We start from the raw sequence: 15,145 nt of genomic DNA, 5'->3' as shown, positions 1-15,145 counted from the left end.
AATTTTAATCATTCGCTGCAGCCCGGAGATCCATAATCCGGAGCTGCAGGTGTTTGGATCCGTTCCATTCATTTTCATCCAGAGTGAATACGATATCGACTGGCTGATCATGCTGTAACAAAGAAAATTTTTCAGCCATCCCGAAGCCGATTCCATTAAAGAGAATATTATCCTGAACAACACAGAATTTAATGTGCTGGTCCTTAACAATTTTGGACCAGCCATTATCTTTTACATCCCTGGCAATAAAAATGGGGCGGCTGTTATCCGGGCCGAAGGGCTCCATCTGCCTGAGAATATTATAGAAAGCGGGTTTTAGATCAGCGAGTCGAACTTCTGCATCGATCACAATTTCCGGAACCAATTGTTCCTCCAGGATGGTGGCTGAAACGATGGCCTCAAATTTTTCCCGGAAAGCCGGCACCTGTTCTGGCAGCAAGGTCATGCCCGCAGCAGCAAAATGACCGCCATATCCAATCAGGTGTTCTCTGCAGGCATGAATGGCTTCATATAGATTGAAACCTGCAACAGATCGGGCACTGCCGGCTACTATATCTCCACTTTGAGTAAGAACAATAGTAGGTCGGTAATACCGGTCGATCAATCTCGACGCTACAATGCCAACTACGCCCTTATGCCAGTGCGGTTGATAAACCACAGTGGATTTTCTGGAAGCCTGTTCAAGGTCTTTTTCAATCATTTCAAGCGCCTCAACGGTTATGGATAGATCTGCTTCCTTACGATCATCATTATGCGAATGCAGGAGTTCGGCGAGGGTGGCTGATTTAACCGGGTCTTTTTCAATAAAGAGCTGAACCGCGATGCTGGCATCATCCATTCTTCCCGCTGCATTTACGCGGGGAGCAATCACAAAGATGAGGTTGTTGATAGTCAGTTGTTGGTGTTCCAGTTTAGATAACTGAATAAGGGCTTTGATGCCAGGGGAGGGGTGTTCGTTGACACGCTTTAATCCGTAGTAGGCAAGCACTCTGTTCTCGCCAGTTATGGGAACAATATCTGCAGCGATGGCGGTAACTACCAGGTCCAGGTATCTCAGGTAATATTCATCCGGCATCTGCATGTGTTTGCAGAGGGCTGTGATAAGTTTGAAGCCAACCCCGCAACCACACAATTCTTTATAGGGATAAGGGCAATCACTTTGTTTGGGATTCAGGATGGCTACTGCCGGCGGCAGTTCGGCATCCGGCATATGGTGATCGCAAACAATGAAATCAATTCCTTTTTCTTTCGCATACCGGATCAGCTCCACTGATTTAATACCGCAATCCAGGGAGATGATAAGCGTAACGTCCTTTTCAAAAGCGACATCAATCCCTTTCTTTGACACACCATAACCTTCTTTATACCGGTGGGGGATATAATAATCAACTTTATCAGTTTCATAGTTATCGAGGAGAAACTGGTAAAGACAGGCAACTGCGGTTGTTCCATCAACATCATAATCTCCAAACACCATGATTTTTTCCCGTGCCTGTAAGGCTGTAACGATCCTATCTACCGCTTTTTGCATATCCTTCATCAGGAAGGGATCATGGAGCGAGGAGAGTTCTGGCCGGAAAAAAGATTTGGCATCCTGGAAAGTCCGGATACCTCTTTGCACCAGGATTTTGCACAGGGCGGGATGAATGCCCAGTTTTTCCTGCAAAGATTTCACCTCCCTGTTGGGAGCTTCCAGTAGTTTCCATCTTTTTTCCATTCAACTCAATATTTTCGGTCGGTGGTAAACCTAACCAGTTCCTCTAGGGCCAATCTGGAATCCGTTTCAGGGAATTCATGTAAGATGGATAAAGCCTCATCTCTATATTGTATCATTTTGTCGGTGGCATAGCGGATGCCTCCTGTCTGAACCACAAAATCGATAACCTGCCTAACCTGTTCAGGGGTTTTGTGGTCATTTTTAATGATATTGACCAAACGGCGCCGGGTTGCTTTATCCGCCTGGTTAAGAGAATATATAAGGGGTAAGGTAAGTTTTTTTTCCTTGATATCGTTTCCGGTGGGTTTACCGATGTCTTCGGAGCCGTAATCAAAAAGGTCGTCTTTGATTTGGAATGCGATGCCTACCTTTTCACCGAAGTCTTTCAGCATAGAAGCCTGTTTTTCATCATTTTGTGCAGAAAAAGCGCCGGCTGCACAGGATGATGCCAGCAGGGAGGCTGTTTTATTGCTGATAATGTCAAAATAGATGCCTTCATCCAGGTTGAGACTCCGACTTTTCTCGATTTGGAGGAGTTCTCCCTCACTCATTCTCCGGACAGCGTCTGAAAGCAGCTGAAGAATGCGGAAGTCGTTGTTATCCAATGATAAAAGAAGTCCTTTTGCAAGGAGATAATCACCGATCAGGACCGAAACCTTGGCTTTCCAGAGTGCATAGGTGGAGAAAAAACCTCTTCTTTCCATGGATTCATCTACTACATCATCATGAACAAGCGTGGCAGTGTGAAGCAATTCCACAAGGGAAGCTGCCCGGTAGGTTGAATCCGTGATATTGCCGCATAACCTGGCAGATAACAGAACAAACATAGGCCTGAGCTGCTTACCCTTCCTTTTTACAATAAAACTGGTAATCCGGTCGAGCATGGGAACCTGGCTTTTGACAGCTTCCTGAAACCTTTTTTCAAAGATCTTCAGCTCTCCGGCTATGATAGTCTGTGCTAGTTTCATGAATTTAAATACCGCGGCAAATTACGGTAATGCTGTCCAAATTCGAGCAAAACAGTTCTTTTGTAATATGTCTTTCAATTGATTCTGTGGATATTAAAGCAGGTTTATATGAGTATTTTATTTGGTATTTTGCGTTCAATTGATATTTTTGTGCTTAGTTTGGAATACTGTATCCTGTCAATTCATTAACCATTATTTATAAAATTCTATTATGGCAATCAAAAAATACACAGCACTCATAGGGTTACTGTGTTTATTGGCATCTGGCTCGTATGCGCAGATTGGTACGAGTTATGATGTACAAGACTCCTCGCTGATAACCAGAAAAAGACTGCCGCAGCACAATGAGTTCATGAACAATGCCTATCCATTCCCTGCCAAGCCCCGCAACCAGTGGGAAGTTGGTATCAAAGGTGGGTTGTTTAATATTTTCGGAGACGTTCCAACAGTTTTTCCAACTTTTGGAGGAGGTATCCACGTTCGTAAAGCATTAGGTTACATGTTTTCACTTAGGGGTGAATTCATGTACGGTGTTGGAAAAGGTTTGAGTTGGAAGGGGCGTGGTTCAGGTATTAACAAAGCATGGGAAGCAGAAGGATATGGTGTTGCCCCATTCGGAATTGTTTTTGATAACTATCGCACTGTAATGAAAGATTTAAATCTACAAGCGATTATATCATTCAATAACATTCGATTCCACCAGGCAAAATCCAATTGGAATGCGTATGGTATCGTTGGTTTGGGAGCCAGCTGGTATAAAACAAATATAAATGCTTTAAATGACGGCGGTAACCCTTACAACTTCAGTTCAATTACAGTAGCCAATATCTATAAAGAAAGAAAAGAAACAAAGAATCAGCTGAAAGATCTGCTGGATGACAGTTATGAAACACCTGCAGAAACTGATGGTGATGCCCGTGCAAAACTGGGAGGCAATACCTTATTGGGTAATTTTCACTTCGGTGCTGGTATGGCTTTCCGTGTTAGTCCGAGAGTTAATCTTGCAGTTGAAAATCGCTTTACTGTTACCAAAAATGACCTGCTGGATGGTCAACGTTGGCAGGCGGCCAGAACAGGAAATCCAGAGAGGCCGTTTGGTTCAATTCTGACTCCAGACTACGATACCTACAATTATTTCACCGTAGGTGCCAACTTTAACCTGGGTGGAAAATCCACAGAACCCCTGTACTGGATGAACCCCCTGGATTATGCTTACAACGAGCTGAATGCGCCCAAGCACATGAAGCTTCCCAAGCCGATCCTGGACGATGCTGATGGTGACGGTGTAACTGATCAGTTTGACCTGGAGCCCAATACTCCTGCTAACGCTCCGGTTGACAGCCATGGGGTGAGCAAGGATACAGACGGCGACGGTGTACCTGATTTCAAGGACAAAGAACTCATCACTCCAACCCAGTGTCAGCCTGTTGATGCAGATGGTATTGGTAAGTGTCCGGAGCCTGCATGTTGTAAAGAACTTAGAGAGGGTGGATTTATTGGTGGTTCAGCGAGCCAGTGTAATATTGGTGACCTGCCGAGCATCTCCTTCACCGGACGTACAGTTTCTCTGAACAATGACTCAAAAGCTGTATTGGCAAGCGTTGCTGAGAAAATCCGTACCAACCCGAACTGTCGTATCGCAGTTATCGGTTATGGTGAATCCAGCAAATCTGCACAGCAGTTAAGTTGGGATCGCGTAAACGCTGTAATCAACTACCTGGTTGAACAGGAGGGAATTAGCGCAGACCGCTTTATCTTCAAGTACGGTGAAGGCGGTGGTGACCCGAATACGGTTGACCTGCGTGATGGCACCGCTGAAGAGGGTCCAAATGCAGTACCTGCACCACACCCGAACCTGCGTAGAAGAAACTAATAATGGTTAAGAATACTATAAAAGAACCCCGCTAATGCGGGGTTTTTTTATATTTGAGCAAATGTGTTAACTTTGCCAGCCTTTATGAGATCAATCCTTTTTGTTTGCATGATAGCCCTATTGAGCACCGGCTGCTCCAAGTTTGCTAAAGTGCAGAAAAGTACCGACTATGATTATAAGCTGCGTATGGCTGATCAGTATTTCGCAAAAAAGAAATACATGTATGCCCAGCAGTTGTATGAAGAACTATTCCCATTGTTGAAAGGTGGAGATAAGTTTGAGGCGGTCTACTATAATTTCGCGTACTGTGCATACTATATGCGGGATTATATGAATGCGGAGAATCTCTTTAAAGGCTTCGTAGAGGTTTTCCCAACCAGTAAACGGGCAGAGGAGATGGAATATATGAGGGCGTATACCTATTATAAACAATCTCCGAAGGTAGAACTGGACCAGACCAATACCATAAAGGCAATTGGATTGATGCAGGCTTTTATCAATACGCATCCTGGATCAGAAAAGAATAAAGAAGCTGCTGCTATTATTGATGAAGGCAGGGCAAAACTGGAACTAAAGGAATTTAAATCAGCTGAACTGTATTTTAATCTTCGTCAGTATAAAGCGGCGGCTATTGCTTTTACAAATCTGATGGAGAATTACCCGGATTCGGACAAAAGTGATACCTATAAACTGGAAGTGATCCGTTCTTATTTTGAATATGCTGTTCTGAGTATAGATGAGAAGAAAGAAGAACGATTCAATAAAGTGATTGAGCAGTGTAACGAATTCGCAGACCGGTTTCCGGAAAGTGCATTAAAAGCGGAGGTTAGTAACTTCCTGAGTATATCGCAAAATAATATTAAAGCAATAAAAAATGAGCAAGTTAAGACGTCAGCTTAGTTCCAATACCAGTAATGTGGCGGAAGCTAAAAATCTGCTGGAAATCAAAGGTAGAACTGGTAATCTCTATGAGTCAATTGCCGTTATTGCCAAAAGGGCCAATCAGATTAATATTGCCCTGAAAGAAGAACTGCATAATAAACTTGAAGAGTTTGCTACGCATACAGACAGCCTGGAAGAAATCCATGAAAACAAGGAGCAGATTGAAATATCCAGGGCTTATGAAAGAATGCCGAATCCTGCTTTGCTGGCAACCCAGGAGTTTATGGAGGAAAAAGTGTATTACCGCAAAAATGAGGATAAACTGTTCAGTTGATTCTTATCCATATATTTGTTAAAGCGACGGCAGGGCTGTCGCTTTTTTTTTAATTTTATCACATGTTGCAAGGAAAAAAAATCCTGCTTGGTATTACCGGCAGCATTGCTGCTTATAAATCCATATCCCTGGTGCGTTTGTTGATAAAACAGGGCGCAACCGTAAAAGTGGTAATTACTCCCGCTGCCCGGGATTTTGTTCCGGTACTTACTCTTTCCACGCTTTCTAAACAGGAAGTCCTTAGTGATCTTTTTGATGAAGCAACCTGGGCAAATCATGTAATGCTTGGCCGGTGGGCAGATCTGTTTGTAATTGCTCCTTTATCGTGTAATACGCTGGCGAAGATGGCACATGGTCATTGCGATAACATGTTGCTGGCCACCTATCTTTCTGCTACCTGTCCGGTTTGGGTGGCTCCTGCCATGGATGAAGACATGTGGCACCATCCCTCTACAAAGAAAAATCTTGATATACTTACTTCTTTTGGCAACCATGTAATCCCGGTTCGTGCTGGTGAATTGGCCAGTGGTTTAACTGGAGAAGGACGAATGGCAGAACCCGAGGAAATTCTTGAGATGATCACCCATCATTTCAATACGAAACAAAGTTTGGCAGGTAAGAAAGTCCTGGTAACTGCAGGACCAACCTATGAGCCAATTGATCCGGTCCGCTTTATTGGAAATCATTCCTCTGGTAAGATGGGTGTTGCTTTGGCAAATGAACTGGCGGCAAGAGGAGCCCAGGTTGAACTGGTTGCGGGTCCGGGTGTGCAGGATCCTGCCAATAAAGGCATCCAACTGCACCGCGTTACTACAGCTCAGGAAATGTATACTGTTTGTATCGAGCACTATCCTGCCATGGATTTAGCTATTATGTCTGCCGCAGTGGCTGATTATACGCCTGAAACTGTAGCCTCCGAAAAAATCAAAAAAACGGATGGCGGGATGGAACTGAGGTTAACCAAGACAAAGGATATTTTAAAGGAACTGGGGCTCCTGAAAAAACAACACCAGGTGCTGGTGGGATTTGCGCTCGAAACCAATAATGAGAAAGCCAATGCACTTCAGAAACTGCATTCCAAGAATGCCGACCTCATCGTACTGAATTCTCTGCAGGATGCTGGTGCTGGATTTGGATATGACACGAACAAAATCACCGTTTTTGATAAAGCTGGAGAAGAAATCAGTTACCCGGTAAAGTCCAAATCGGAAGTGGCTGCAGATATTGTAGACCTGATTCAGAAAAAGTTTTATGTGTAGAAGATTGCTAATAGCTGTTTGTATGTTCTTCCTGTCTTTTTACAGCCAGGCACAGGAATTGCAGGCCAAAGTTGTGGTGTTGTCCAATGAAGTGGGTTCAAGAGTAGACAGAAAAATTTTCAATACACTGCAGAATGCGCTCACTAATTTTCTGAACAACCGGAAATGGACAAAGGATACCTACCAGACGAATGAAAAAATCAAATGCAATTTTTTAATTACGGTTAAGACCGCCCTGGATGGTAATATCTACCAGGCGACGCTTACTGTACAGGCTGCCCGACCGGTTTACAATTCCGCTTATGAAACTCCGCTGATCAATTTCATGGATGAGAATCTCTTATTCCGTTATGTCGAGTTTCAGCAACTTGAATTCAATGAAAACAGGGTTAGCGGAAATGACCCACTGGTATCTAATCTGACTGCGGTCCTGGCATTTTATGTGAATATTATCCTGGGCATGGATGGTGATTCCTTTTCATTAAAAGGAGGCGAACCGTACTTCATAAAAGCCCAGAATATTGTAAATAACTCTCCAGATAGCCGGGATATTCTGGGCTGGAAAGCATTTGATGGACAACGAAACCGGTACTGGTTAATGGAGAACCTGACCAGTGCACGTTATAATCTCATTCATGACGCCATTTACGGTTATTTCAGACTGGGACTGGATCAATTCTATGACAAGGAAGCAGAGGCCCGTAAAGCCGTTTTAAATGCCTTGCAACAATTTAATACTGTCAATAGCGAAATTCCGAATTCTATGGTGCTGCCCTTTTTTTTCCAGGGCAGAACCGGGGAACTAAGCAAGATGTTTAAAAAGTCGCCACCTGATGAAAAAGCTGCTGCGCTGGATCTGTTAAGCCGGCTGGATATCACAAATGCAAATACCTATAAACAGGAACTCCGATAATGAGATTTTTTTCATTCTTCCTGATGCTGGCCCTGCTTGGGTTTCTTTCCTGTTCTGAAGATAAGGATGAAAAACCCGCGCTAAGCCAAATGGATATGGTGCCCCTGGTTTATCAATTGATGTTGGTGGATGAAATCAGTCTGGATTATCAGAACCGGGATTCTACCCGTCGTATGGATTCAATCCGGTCAAGAAAATACGACCAGGTATTTGATCTCAACAAAGTCGACTATAAAACTTTTAAAGAAAGTTATGATTACTATCTTGCCCGCCCGGATCAGTTAAAAGTGATTTTTGATTCGGTAGAAGCTTATGGTAACCGGGATCGTTTGGCAAGGATGGTTCCTTCGGCCTCTCAACCTGTTACCAAACCGAAACTATTGAACCGGGATAAGAAACCGGAGTAAAACCGGAATAAAACGATTGCTGTATGAATAAAACCATGTCCAATGCGGATGAAGCCATCCGGGATATCCAGGACGGGGCTACCCTTATGTTAGGTGGCTTTGGTCTTTGCGGAATTCCGGAAGCTTCCATTGCAGCCCTTGTGAGAAAGGGAGTAAAAAATCTTACCTGTATTTCGAATAATGCCGGAGTTGACGATTTTGGCCTGGGACTTTTACTTAAAACCCGGCAGATAAAAAAAATGATCAGTTCTTATGTAGGAGAAAATGCTGAATTTGAAAGGCAGCTTCTGCAAGGGGAACTGGAAGTTGACCTCGTGCCCCAGGGTACCCTCGCAACAAGGATCCAGATGGCAGGAATGGGGATACCTGCCTTTTTTACACCTGCAGGTGTTGGTACTGAAATCGCAGAAGGAAAAGAAATACGTGAATTCAATGGAAAGCAGTACCTCATGGAATTAGCCTTGTCTGCTGACTTTGCACTGATTAAAGCCTGGAAAGGGGACCGCTATGGAAACCTGGTTTTTAGAAAAACAACGCGCAATTTCTCTACTTCCATGGCCAGGGCTGGCAAGATAACCATCGCAGAAGTGGAACAACTGGTAGAGCCGGGAGAACTTGATCCCGACCAGATCCATGTTCCCGGAATTTATGTTCATCGCATTTTCCAGGCGGATTCATACGAAAAGCGAATTGAACGCCGAACGGTGCAATTAACAAAGTAAAAGGAGTAGTCAGGATGTTTACCAGTAAAAACGAATTGGTGGAATCAATGGGAGTGGACCCAGAGATAGCCGCATTTTTTGTAGACAGGAAAGTTCCCGCCGGAAATTTATATTGGAAAGGCCGATACCTCTATGTTGCAAGGGGCACTGGTTATTTGTTCATACCCTTGTTTTTTGATCTTCAGCTCAAGGCAGGTGTGCCAAGAGGCATCCTTTTGAATGAGGACTATGTGCAGACCATGGAGCAAATACTGCATATTGCCGCTCAATACGAGTTTGGAGAGAAGGATTTTGCAACCCATATTCAGGAGATTGAACGATTGGTGGCCCCCAAACTTTTGAATCATTCTTTTTTTGAAGAGCTGCAGGCCTATTTCAGTCAGCAAAACTTAGTTCGTAAAGGCCGTATTGGTACTGAGAATCCCGCCCTTAATAGAGGCGATGCCTTTCTTTACCTGCTTGCAACCATACAAATTCCTGAACCCGTGTTAGCGGTAGTACTGGATAGCTGGTATAATTTAGTGCCCAGTTTTTTATTATTGGATGACATAATGGATTTTCAGGAAGACCGCCAAAACCAGGAGGAAAACTCACTTTCATTTTACGGGTATCATGCAGACGGAATTAAAAAAGCAATTGCAGCAGCGAAACAAAATTTTCAGGAATTAAAGAAACTGAATCCGACGCTTTGTGAATTTTTCGAAACAGCGCTTGATAAGAAAATTCAGACACCGTATTTCCAACATATCTTAAATCATTGATATGGCCTTAGACAAATTTGGTATTGCCAAAAGGATATCCCAGGAATTGCAGGATGGGATGTATGTGAATTTAGGAATTGGTATCCCCACACTTGTTGCGAATTATATTCCGGCAGGTATGCATATCTTTTTGCAGAGCGAAAATGGTATGCTTGGTATGGGACCCTATCCAAAGGAAGAGGAGGTAGATGCGGATCTCATCAATGCAGGAAAAGAAACGGTTACCATATTACCTGGCGGTGTGTTTTTTGACAGTTCAGAAAGTTTTGGAATGATCCGCGCAGGCAAAGTAGATCTGACTGTTTTGGGTGCAATGGAAGTCAGTGATTCCGGTGATATCGCCAACTGGAAAATTCCGGGTAAAATGGTAAAGGGGATGGGAGGCGCGATGGACCTGGTGGCGAGTGCACGAAATATTATTGTTGCCATGATGCACACCAACCCTAAAGGAGAATCCAAGTTATTGCCTTCCTGTACACTCCCGTTAACCGGGGTGGGTTGTGTTAAAAAAGTCGTGACAGAACTTGCTGTATTGGATGTGACACCCGCCGGATTCAAATTGCTTGAAAGAGCACCTGGTGTTTCGGTGGAGGAAATCGTTCAGAAAACTGCAGGTCGACTGGTAGTGATGGGGGAGATCCCTGAAATGCAACTGGACTGATTGACTCAATCAATCAGGTTGTTTTTAACTGCGTAGAAAACGAGTCCGGCAGTGTTTTTAGTGCCGAACTTTTCCATAAGTCGATCCTTGATGGCTTCAACTGTTCGGGGACTCACTTCCATTTTCTGAGCAATTTCCGAGGCGGTGAATTCCATGCAGATATATTTGATAACATCCCGCTCCCTGTCTGTAAGTGTAATTTCGCTGCTCAGGCTGGGAATTACTTTTTGTTTAGCGTGGGATTTTTTTAGAAGGATGCGGTTGACGAAATTGTTCAGGTAATACCCCTTCTCAAATACTTCCATGATAGCCCTCCGGATTTCTGAGGGGTCTGCACTTTTTAATAAATACCCATTGGCACCGATCTCCATCAGATGACTTACAAATCGCTCATCCTCGAACATGGTCAGTACAACGATATGGATGTTGGGGTAGGTTTTGGCGATAAACTTGGTGGTTTCGATTCCATCTTTAACAGGCATTCTGAGATCCATCAAAATGACATCAGGGGCTGATTCAGCCAGTCCTTCAATTAATTCGTTGCCGTTTTCGGCCTCCTGAACAAATTTGATATTGGTGAAGGGTCGAAGGGAAAGTATAACTCCTTTCCTGAAAATCTTATGGTCGTCAGCAATGGCTACTTTGATTACTCTCATAGGAATCTTGCACTATTCGCGAGTAGTAAAAATAAGGATTCCTCACTGATTATCCTCTCTGTTTAGCTCAATGGTGACCTTGTAATAGGTTTGGGATGCATCTTTTTCAAAGAAGATTCTGCCGTGCAGCACTTTAAGGCGACTTTGGATGTTTTTCAACCCCAGTCCGGCAGCGCTTTTATTCATCCGTTCAAAGTCTGCCTGAGTGATGCCTTTTCCATCGTGGTGCATCCTTATATAGAATTTATTTCCATTTGTGTTTTGGGTCAAATGGATAAAACTGGCGTTGCTGTGTTTGAGTATATTATTGATCAATTCCTGGATTACCCGGAATACAATCAGTTCATTATCAGTTTGAAGGCGTTCTTTGTAATCATGAAAACGGCAACTGGCATTGATGATTCCGGAGCTGCTGATCTTTTGAAACTGATCATTTACGGCGGATTCAAGACCGAAATTTTTCAGGGTAGGGGGCATCAGGCTGTGGGAGATATTCCGGATCAGCTGGATGGTATCGTCAATGATTTGTTTGGCATTGTAAATACTCTGGAGCTGGGTTGTTTTGTCCAGGTTTACCAGGTTTTCGTTGAGGTAAAGTCGGGCGGTGGCAAGGAGAGGACCGGCATCGTCGTGCAGGTCAGCAGCTATGCGTTGGCGTTCTTCTTCCTGTAAGCGGATGGATGCATTCAGCAACATTTTCTGCTGTTCCTGTTCCATTTTTTGCAGGGTCATCTGGTACCGGATAACCTTTCGCTGGTGGAAAATGATGAAAACGATGAGGCCGATAGTTAATGCGAGCATCCCAATAGTGCCAAAAAAGAGCACTAGGGACACATTTGCACCTGAGGTATTTACCTGTAAAAGCAACATTTAGGGGGTAGGGTTAGCTGGTTGTTTTATTCTAGTTTATTTAAATAATAATCATCAACATTCGAAATTTGTTGATTCTCAGGTTTTAAGATAAACGATATTGAAAAGAAAATATTTTTCAGGATCAGACAAAACATGTTGATAATCCAGAAAGTCTTTTTATCAGTATCAGAAAGATTTTCGTATTGCAAAAAAAGAAAGAAAGTCCCTGAAAAGTAAATCATAATACCAACTACAACCCAAAAACTAGGTTTGCTATAAATAAATGAAACTTCGGGAGTTTGAATTTGTTCAAAAAAATATGCTATTGATCCAATGATTAAAATTATTGAACTTACTGCTATTGGAATTGTGTCAAGCGATAGGGAATTTTGAACAAAATTTTTATAAATATTGACAAAAGCTACAATAAAAAAAATAAATGTAGAAACAAATAAGAAAGCTTTTATCTTCTTGTTTGCCAAGATATGGGATAGGTAGTAGAAAAGAAACGTAAATTCTACAATCGTAAAAATAGACATTAAAAAAGTAGAGTCTATACCAATACTATTCAATAGTTTTTTTTCAATTACAATATCATTTATTAATGAATAGCATGTATAAACAATAACAATTAATGAACCCGTATTCCTATTGTTTTTAGCGAATACAAAGAAGATGATAATTGTTATTATATAAGAAATATATGTAAAGTCTAATAAAAACACAAAAGCATTGTTACATCAAATATAACAATGCTTTTGTGTTTTATTATTTTTTTGATACTACGAAATAGTATTAAAACCACCAATCAAGAGTAGTGGTGGTAGTTCCGGTTGTTTTTATGCCTGGTGGTTCTTTCCTATCTGCAACTATTGCGTTATATTTCTTCATTTCACCATAAGTGTCAATAACTGTAATTTGACTGATAATACTACCTGAAGAATCAATTCCAACTGAAACTAGAGTTTTTTCACCTTTTTCATTCAAGGCATGATAAAATCTGATTCCCTGGCAATCCGGTTGGTTCAGAATATTTTGGATAATATTCTTCCCGCAAAAAAGCCAAGGGTTCTCATTAGGGAACGCATCCTGGAAGTCCTTAACCATTTTGGCACCCAGCTCAGGACCTATATCTTCTCCTACAGCTGCCAGGGAGGTGTTCAAAATTTCATTTTGCATCATAGTAGTAAGTTTTTAGTGAAGGGTTGGTTTGGGACGTAATAACCTTTAAAAAAAAACTAGTGGCAATGGGGTGTTTCTTGCCCGATTTGTTATAAATTGGATAAAATTCAGGCTGGTAGTAGGTTTACGAAGAATATGATAGTTAATCTACTATTAAAAAACGAGTAGAAATACGTTACTTTTTTAGTAAAAACCACATTTACATAATAGTTGATCTACTAAGATAATTTACTTAATATAGAAGATTTTTAAGGAAGCTTACACAAGTATTAATTTAAATAATAATGTATGCGCCATTTTAATTGAACTTTAGAATTCTTATTTGAGAGTATATTAAAGAAGAAAATTGGTCGTAAAAAAAGAAAGTGTAATTACGTTTAATTAAAATAATTTGAGTGAAAGTACGATAATAGCATTTTTATCGTTCTTAGAATACTTTAACGAAATCCACAAACTCCCTAAAAACCATGAGTTCCGAGTTAAGCATAAAGGTTAGTATAGCAGATGACCATAAAATATTTAGGGATGGAATAAAGATGGCCCTAAAGAATAAAGAATACCTCAAAATTTTATGGGAGGCTGAAGATGGAAAAGATCTGATGCATAAGATGCAGCTAAAAAAGCCGGATGTGCTTTTAATGGATATTCGGATGCCAGAAATTGATGGGGTTAATGCCATTAATTTGTTGAGAAAAGAATATGATGATGTGAGAATTATTGTTCTCACAATGTATGATGATCAGGAGATGATTTCGAAAATGATGGAAATGGGCGCTAATGCCTACTTAACAAAAACAACAGATCCGGAGGAAATTTATCAGGCAATATTGACCTGCATGAATGACGATTTCTATTTTAACGATTTGGTAAATAAGGCGGTATTATCAAAACTTCAGACCAAGAAAGCCGTAAAACAATTTTATCCCAATCCTGTAAAATTCTCAGAAAAAGAGGTTCGTATTCTTAAGTTGTTAGCTGAAGATAAGACCACAGAAGAAATATCAAAAGAGGTTTTTTTGAGTCCACGGACAATAGAAACTATTCGTCAAAACATGAAATCGAAAGTTGGCGCAAAAACTATAGCCGGATTAATCATGTATGGAATGAGAAATAAAATCATTGATTAGTACGAGGTTTTCTGATACTGATTATTGTTCCCGAATTGATTGATGATTCAATGGAAAAAATAGCATTTAAAATAGATGCCCTACGTTGCATATTTTTTAATCCTTGGTGAGTGCCCAATTTATTTTTTTCAATAAACTCTTCGTTGTTTAGATCAAAGCCGTTTCCATTATCTGATATTTCAAAAACATATTCGAAATCATCAGTTTGTAAGAATTTAATATCTATAGCGCTTGCCTGGCCATGTATTAAAGAGTTTCGTGTTCCTTCCTGGAAAATTCTATATAAAATTATTTGATCTTCTGTATTGATGTTATTATGTGCAATGTTACTTTCAATTAAGAATATTATATTTTTTATTTTCATTATCCGATCACATTCGATTTCTAAGCTTCTAATTATTCCAAGATCTTTAACCTGCTGCGAACTAAGGCTGTTAGACAAGTTAGATAATTCATTTATTGCATTGGTGATAAGATCCTTTGAAACATTTATCTTGTCAATCTTGAATTCATTATTGGAATCGTTTAGATTGAGTTTTGCTAGCGTCAGAATTTGATTAACATTATCATGTAATTCTTTAGATATTTTTTGAATAGTTTCTTCTTGAACATCAATTCTTGTTTTTAGTATTTCTTTCTCTTTTTCTAAATTTCTCAGTTGTAATTGTGTATTAAATTCAATATTTTTTTTATTATATAATGTGATTATATAATTTATGAATAAAATGAAAGGCAAGATCGTAAGTACAGAGCTTAATATTGTCCAGAATAGGACTTCAGAAATTTTTTCTTGCATAAAAATGCTTTAATAAAAAAAAAGTACATTGTAAT

General features: G+C 40.9%; 17 protein-coding genes. 10 read left to right on the top strand and 7 right to left on the bottom strand.

What is annotated here, in order from left to right; all coding sequences use genetic code 11:
- Positions 1-4 precede the first annotated feature (4 nt).
- Positions 5-1,717 (bottom strand): single-stranded-DNA-specific exonuclease RecJ, encoded by a 1,713-nt coding sequence (gene recJ / locus L0U88_RS05230; RefSeq protein WP_234864560.1) that lies wholly within the window; start codon positions 1,715-1,717, stop codon positions 5-7.
- A gap of 5 nt (positions 1,718-1,722) precedes the next feature.
- Complete coding sequence (locus L0U88_RS05225) at positions 1,723-2,685, bottom strand: polyprenyl synthetase family protein (RefSeq protein ID WP_234864559.1); 963 nt, start codon at positions 2,683-2,685, stop codon at positions 1,723-1,725.
- 211 nt (positions 2,686-2,896) lie between these two features.
- Here L0U88_RS05225 and L0U88_RS05220 point away from each other — a divergent pair, with 211 nt between their 5' ends.
- The 9 genes from L0U88_RS05220 to L0U88_RS05180 all read left to right on the top strand — a co-directional run bounded on the left by L0U88_RS05220 (position 2,897) and on the right by L0U88_RS05180 (position 10,497).
- Positions 2,897-4,558 (top strand): OmpA family protein, encoded by a 1,662-nt coding sequence (locus L0U88_RS05220; RefSeq protein ID WP_234864558.1) that lies wholly within the window; start codon positions 2,897-2,899, stop codon positions 4,556-4,558.
- 84 nt (positions 4,559-4,642) lie between these two features.
- Positions 4,643-5,458 carry an outer membrane protein assembly factor BamD gene (locus L0U88_RS05215; protein ID WP_234864557.1) on the top strand — a complete coding sequence of 272 codons (816 nt, stop codon included), beginning with the start codon at positions 4,643-4,645 and terminating at the stop codon, positions 5,456-5,458.
- On the top strand, positions 5,433-5,774 hold the full coding sequence (locus L0U88_RS05210; RefSeq protein ID WP_234864556.1) for a DNA-directed RNA polymerase subunit omega: 342 nt from the start codon (positions 5,433-5,435) through the stop codon (positions 5,772-5,774). The genes L0U88_RS05215 and L0U88_RS05210 overlap by 26 nt, the downstream gene beginning before the upstream one ends.
- A 62-nt stretch (positions 5,775-5,836) precedes the next feature.
- Positions 5,837-7,033: a bifunctional phosphopantothenoylcysteine decarboxylase/phosphopantothenate--cysteine ligase CoaBC gene (gene coaBC, locus L0U88_RS05205; protein WP_234864555.1), complete on the top strand. Its 1,197-nt coding sequence runs from the start codon at positions 5,837-5,839 to the stop codon at positions 7,031-7,033.
- A complete protein-coding gene (gene porD, locus L0U88_RS05200; RefSeq protein WP_234864554.1) occupies positions 7,026-7,946 on the top strand; it encodes a type IX secretion system protein PorD in 921 nt (306 codons plus the stop codon). Before coaBC ends, porD begins: the two co-directional genes overlap by 8 nt.
- Positions 7,946-8,353, top strand: coding sequence for a DUF4296 domain-containing protein (locus L0U88_RS05195; protein WP_234864553.1), 408 nt, complete (start codon positions 7,946-7,948; stop codon positions 8,351-8,353). Before porD ends, L0U88_RS05195 begins: the two co-directional genes overlap by 1 nt.
- 23 nt (positions 8,354-8,376) lie before the next feature.
- Positions 8,377-9,075, top strand: a complete 699-nt coding sequence (locus L0U88_RS05190; RefSeq protein WP_234864552.1) for a CoA transferase subunit A — start codon at positions 8,377-8,379, stop codon at positions 9,073-9,075.
- 14 nt (positions 9,076-9,089) lie between these two features.
- Positions 9,090-9,836: a hypothetical protein gene (locus tag L0U88_RS05185; protein ID WP_234864551.1), complete on the top strand. Its 747-nt coding sequence runs from the start codon at positions 9,090-9,092 to the stop codon at positions 9,834-9,836.
- Position 9,837: 1 nt separating this feature from the next.
- Positions 9,838-10,497: a 3-oxoacid CoA-transferase subunit B gene (locus L0U88_RS05180; protein WP_234864550.1), complete on the top strand. Its 660-nt coding sequence runs from the start codon at positions 9,838-9,840 to the stop codon at positions 10,495-10,497.
- Positions 10,498-10,502: 5 nt separating this feature from the next.
- On the opposite strand, the gene L0U88_RS05175 is transcribed toward L0U88_RS05180, so the two are convergent.
- From L0U88_RS05175 to L0U88_RS05160, 4 genes are all read right to left on the bottom strand, one after another.
- The gene (locus L0U88_RS05175) at positions 10,503-11,153 is read right to left on the bottom strand and encodes a response regulator transcription factor (RefSeq protein ID WP_234864549.1); all 651 of its coding nucleotides are present in this window, start codon (positions 11,151-11,153) and stop codon (positions 10,503-10,505) included.
- 42 nt (positions 11,154-11,195) lie between these two features.
- Positions 11,196-12,023 carry a sensor histidine kinase gene (locus L0U88_RS05170; RefSeq protein WP_234864548.1) on the bottom strand — a complete coding sequence of 276 codons (828 nt, stop codon included), beginning with the start codon at positions 12,021-12,023 and terminating at the stop codon, positions 11,196-11,198.
- A gap of 26 nt (positions 12,024-12,049) precedes the next feature.
- On the bottom strand, positions 12,050-12,487 hold the full coding sequence (locus L0U88_RS05165) for a hypothetical protein (RefSeq protein WP_234864547.1): 438 nt from the start codon (positions 12,485-12,487) through the stop codon (positions 12,050-12,052).
- Between the two features lie 313 nt (positions 12,488-12,800).
- Positions 12,801-13,187: a hypothetical protein gene (locus L0U88_RS05160; protein ID WP_234864546.1), complete on the bottom strand. Its 387-nt coding sequence runs from the start codon at positions 13,185-13,187 to the stop codon at positions 12,801-12,803.
- A 467-nt stretch (positions 13,188-13,654) separates the two neighbouring features.
- Between L0U88_RS05160 and L0U88_RS05155 the strand changes: the two genes are divergently transcribed.
- Positions 13,655-14,314 carry a response regulator transcription factor gene (locus tag L0U88_RS05155; RefSeq protein WP_234864545.1) on the top strand — a complete coding sequence of 220 codons (660 nt, stop codon included), beginning with the start codon at positions 13,655-13,657 and terminating at the stop codon, positions 14,312-14,314.
- Here the strand turns inward: L0U88_RS05155 and L0U88_RS05150 are convergent.
- Positions 14,304-15,110: a sensor histidine kinase gene (locus L0U88_RS05150; protein ID WP_234864544.1), complete on the bottom strand. Its 807-nt coding sequence runs from the start codon at positions 15,108-15,110 to the stop codon at positions 14,304-14,306. The genes L0U88_RS05155 and L0U88_RS05150 overlap by 11 nt on opposite strands.
- Positions 15,111-15,145 lie beyond the last annotated feature (35 nt).

The sequence above is a fragment of the Flavihumibacter fluminis genome, assembly GCF_021491375.1.
In the GTDB taxonomy this organism is placed as follows: domain Bacteria; phylum Bacteroidota; class Bacteroidia; order Chitinophagales; family Chitinophagaceae; genus Flavihumibacter; species Flavihumibacter fluminis.
Note: the sequence above shows the minus strand (reverse complement) of the source record. Positions and strands in the feature narration are given on the sequence as shown.

Bases quoted from the DNA above. Each gene is read 5' to 3' on its own strand.
- L0U88_RS05170 (WP_234864548.1), bottom strand. From the start codon at position 12,023: ATGTTGCTTTTACAGGTAAATACCTCAGGTGCAAATGTGTCCCTAGTG.
- L0U88_RS05160 (WP_234864546.1), bottom strand. From the start codon at position 13,187: ATGATGCAAAATGAAATTTTGAACACCTCCCTGGCAGCTGTAGGAGAA.
- L0U88_RS05215 (WP_234864557.1), top strand. From the start codon at position 4,643: ATGAGATCAATCCTTTTTGTTTGCATGATAGCCCTATTGAGCACCGGC.
- L0U88_RS05150 (WP_234864544.1), bottom strand. From the start codon at position 15,110: ATGCAAGAAAAAATTTCTGAAGTCCTATTCTGGACAATATTAAGCTCT.
- L0U88_RS05155 (WP_234864545.1), top strand. From the start codon at position 13,655: ATGAGTTCCGAGTTAAGCATAAAGGTTAGTATAGCAGATGACCATAAA.
- L0U88_RS05190 (WP_234864552.1), top strand. From the start codon at position 8,377: ATGAATAAAACCATGTCCAATGCGGATGAAGCCATCCGGGATATCCAG.
- L0U88_RS05195 (WP_234864553.1), top strand. From the start codon at position 7,946: ATGAGATTTTTTTCATTCTTCCTGATGCTGGCCCTGCTTGGGTTTCTT.
- L0U88_RS05180 (WP_234864550.1), top strand. From the start codon at position 9,838: ATGGCCTTAGACAAATTTGGTATTGCCAAAAGGATATCCCAGGAATTG.
- L0U88_RS05175 (WP_234864549.1), bottom strand. From the start codon at position 11,153: ATGAGAGTAATCAAAGTAGCCATTGCTGACGACCATAAGATTTTCAGG.
- recJ (WP_234864560.1), bottom strand. From the start codon at position 1,717: ATGGAAAAAAGATGGAAACTACTGGAAGCTCCCAACAGGGAGGTGAAA.
- L0U88_RS05220 (WP_234864558.1), top strand. From the start codon at position 2,897: ATGGCAATCAAAAAATACACAGCACTCATAGGGTTACTGTGTTTATTG.
- L0U88_RS05225 (WP_234864559.1), bottom strand. From the start codon at position 2,685: ATGAAACTAGCACAGACTATCATAGCCGGAGAGCTGAAGATCTTTGAA.
- coaBC (WP_234864555.1), top strand. From the start codon at position 5,837: ATGTTGCAAGGAAAAAAAATCCTGCTTGGTATTACCGGCAGCATTGCT.
- L0U88_RS05210 (WP_234864556.1), top strand. From the start codon at position 5,433: ATGAGCAAGTTAAGACGTCAGCTTAGTTCCAATACCAGTAATGTGGCG.
- porD (WP_234864554.1), top strand. From the start codon at position 7,026: ATGTGTAGAAGATTGCTAATAGCTGTTTGTATGTTCTTCCTGTCTTTT.
- L0U88_RS05185 (WP_234864551.1), top strand. From the start codon at position 9,090: ATGTTTACCAGTAAAAACGAATTGGTGGAATCAATGGGAGTGGACCCA.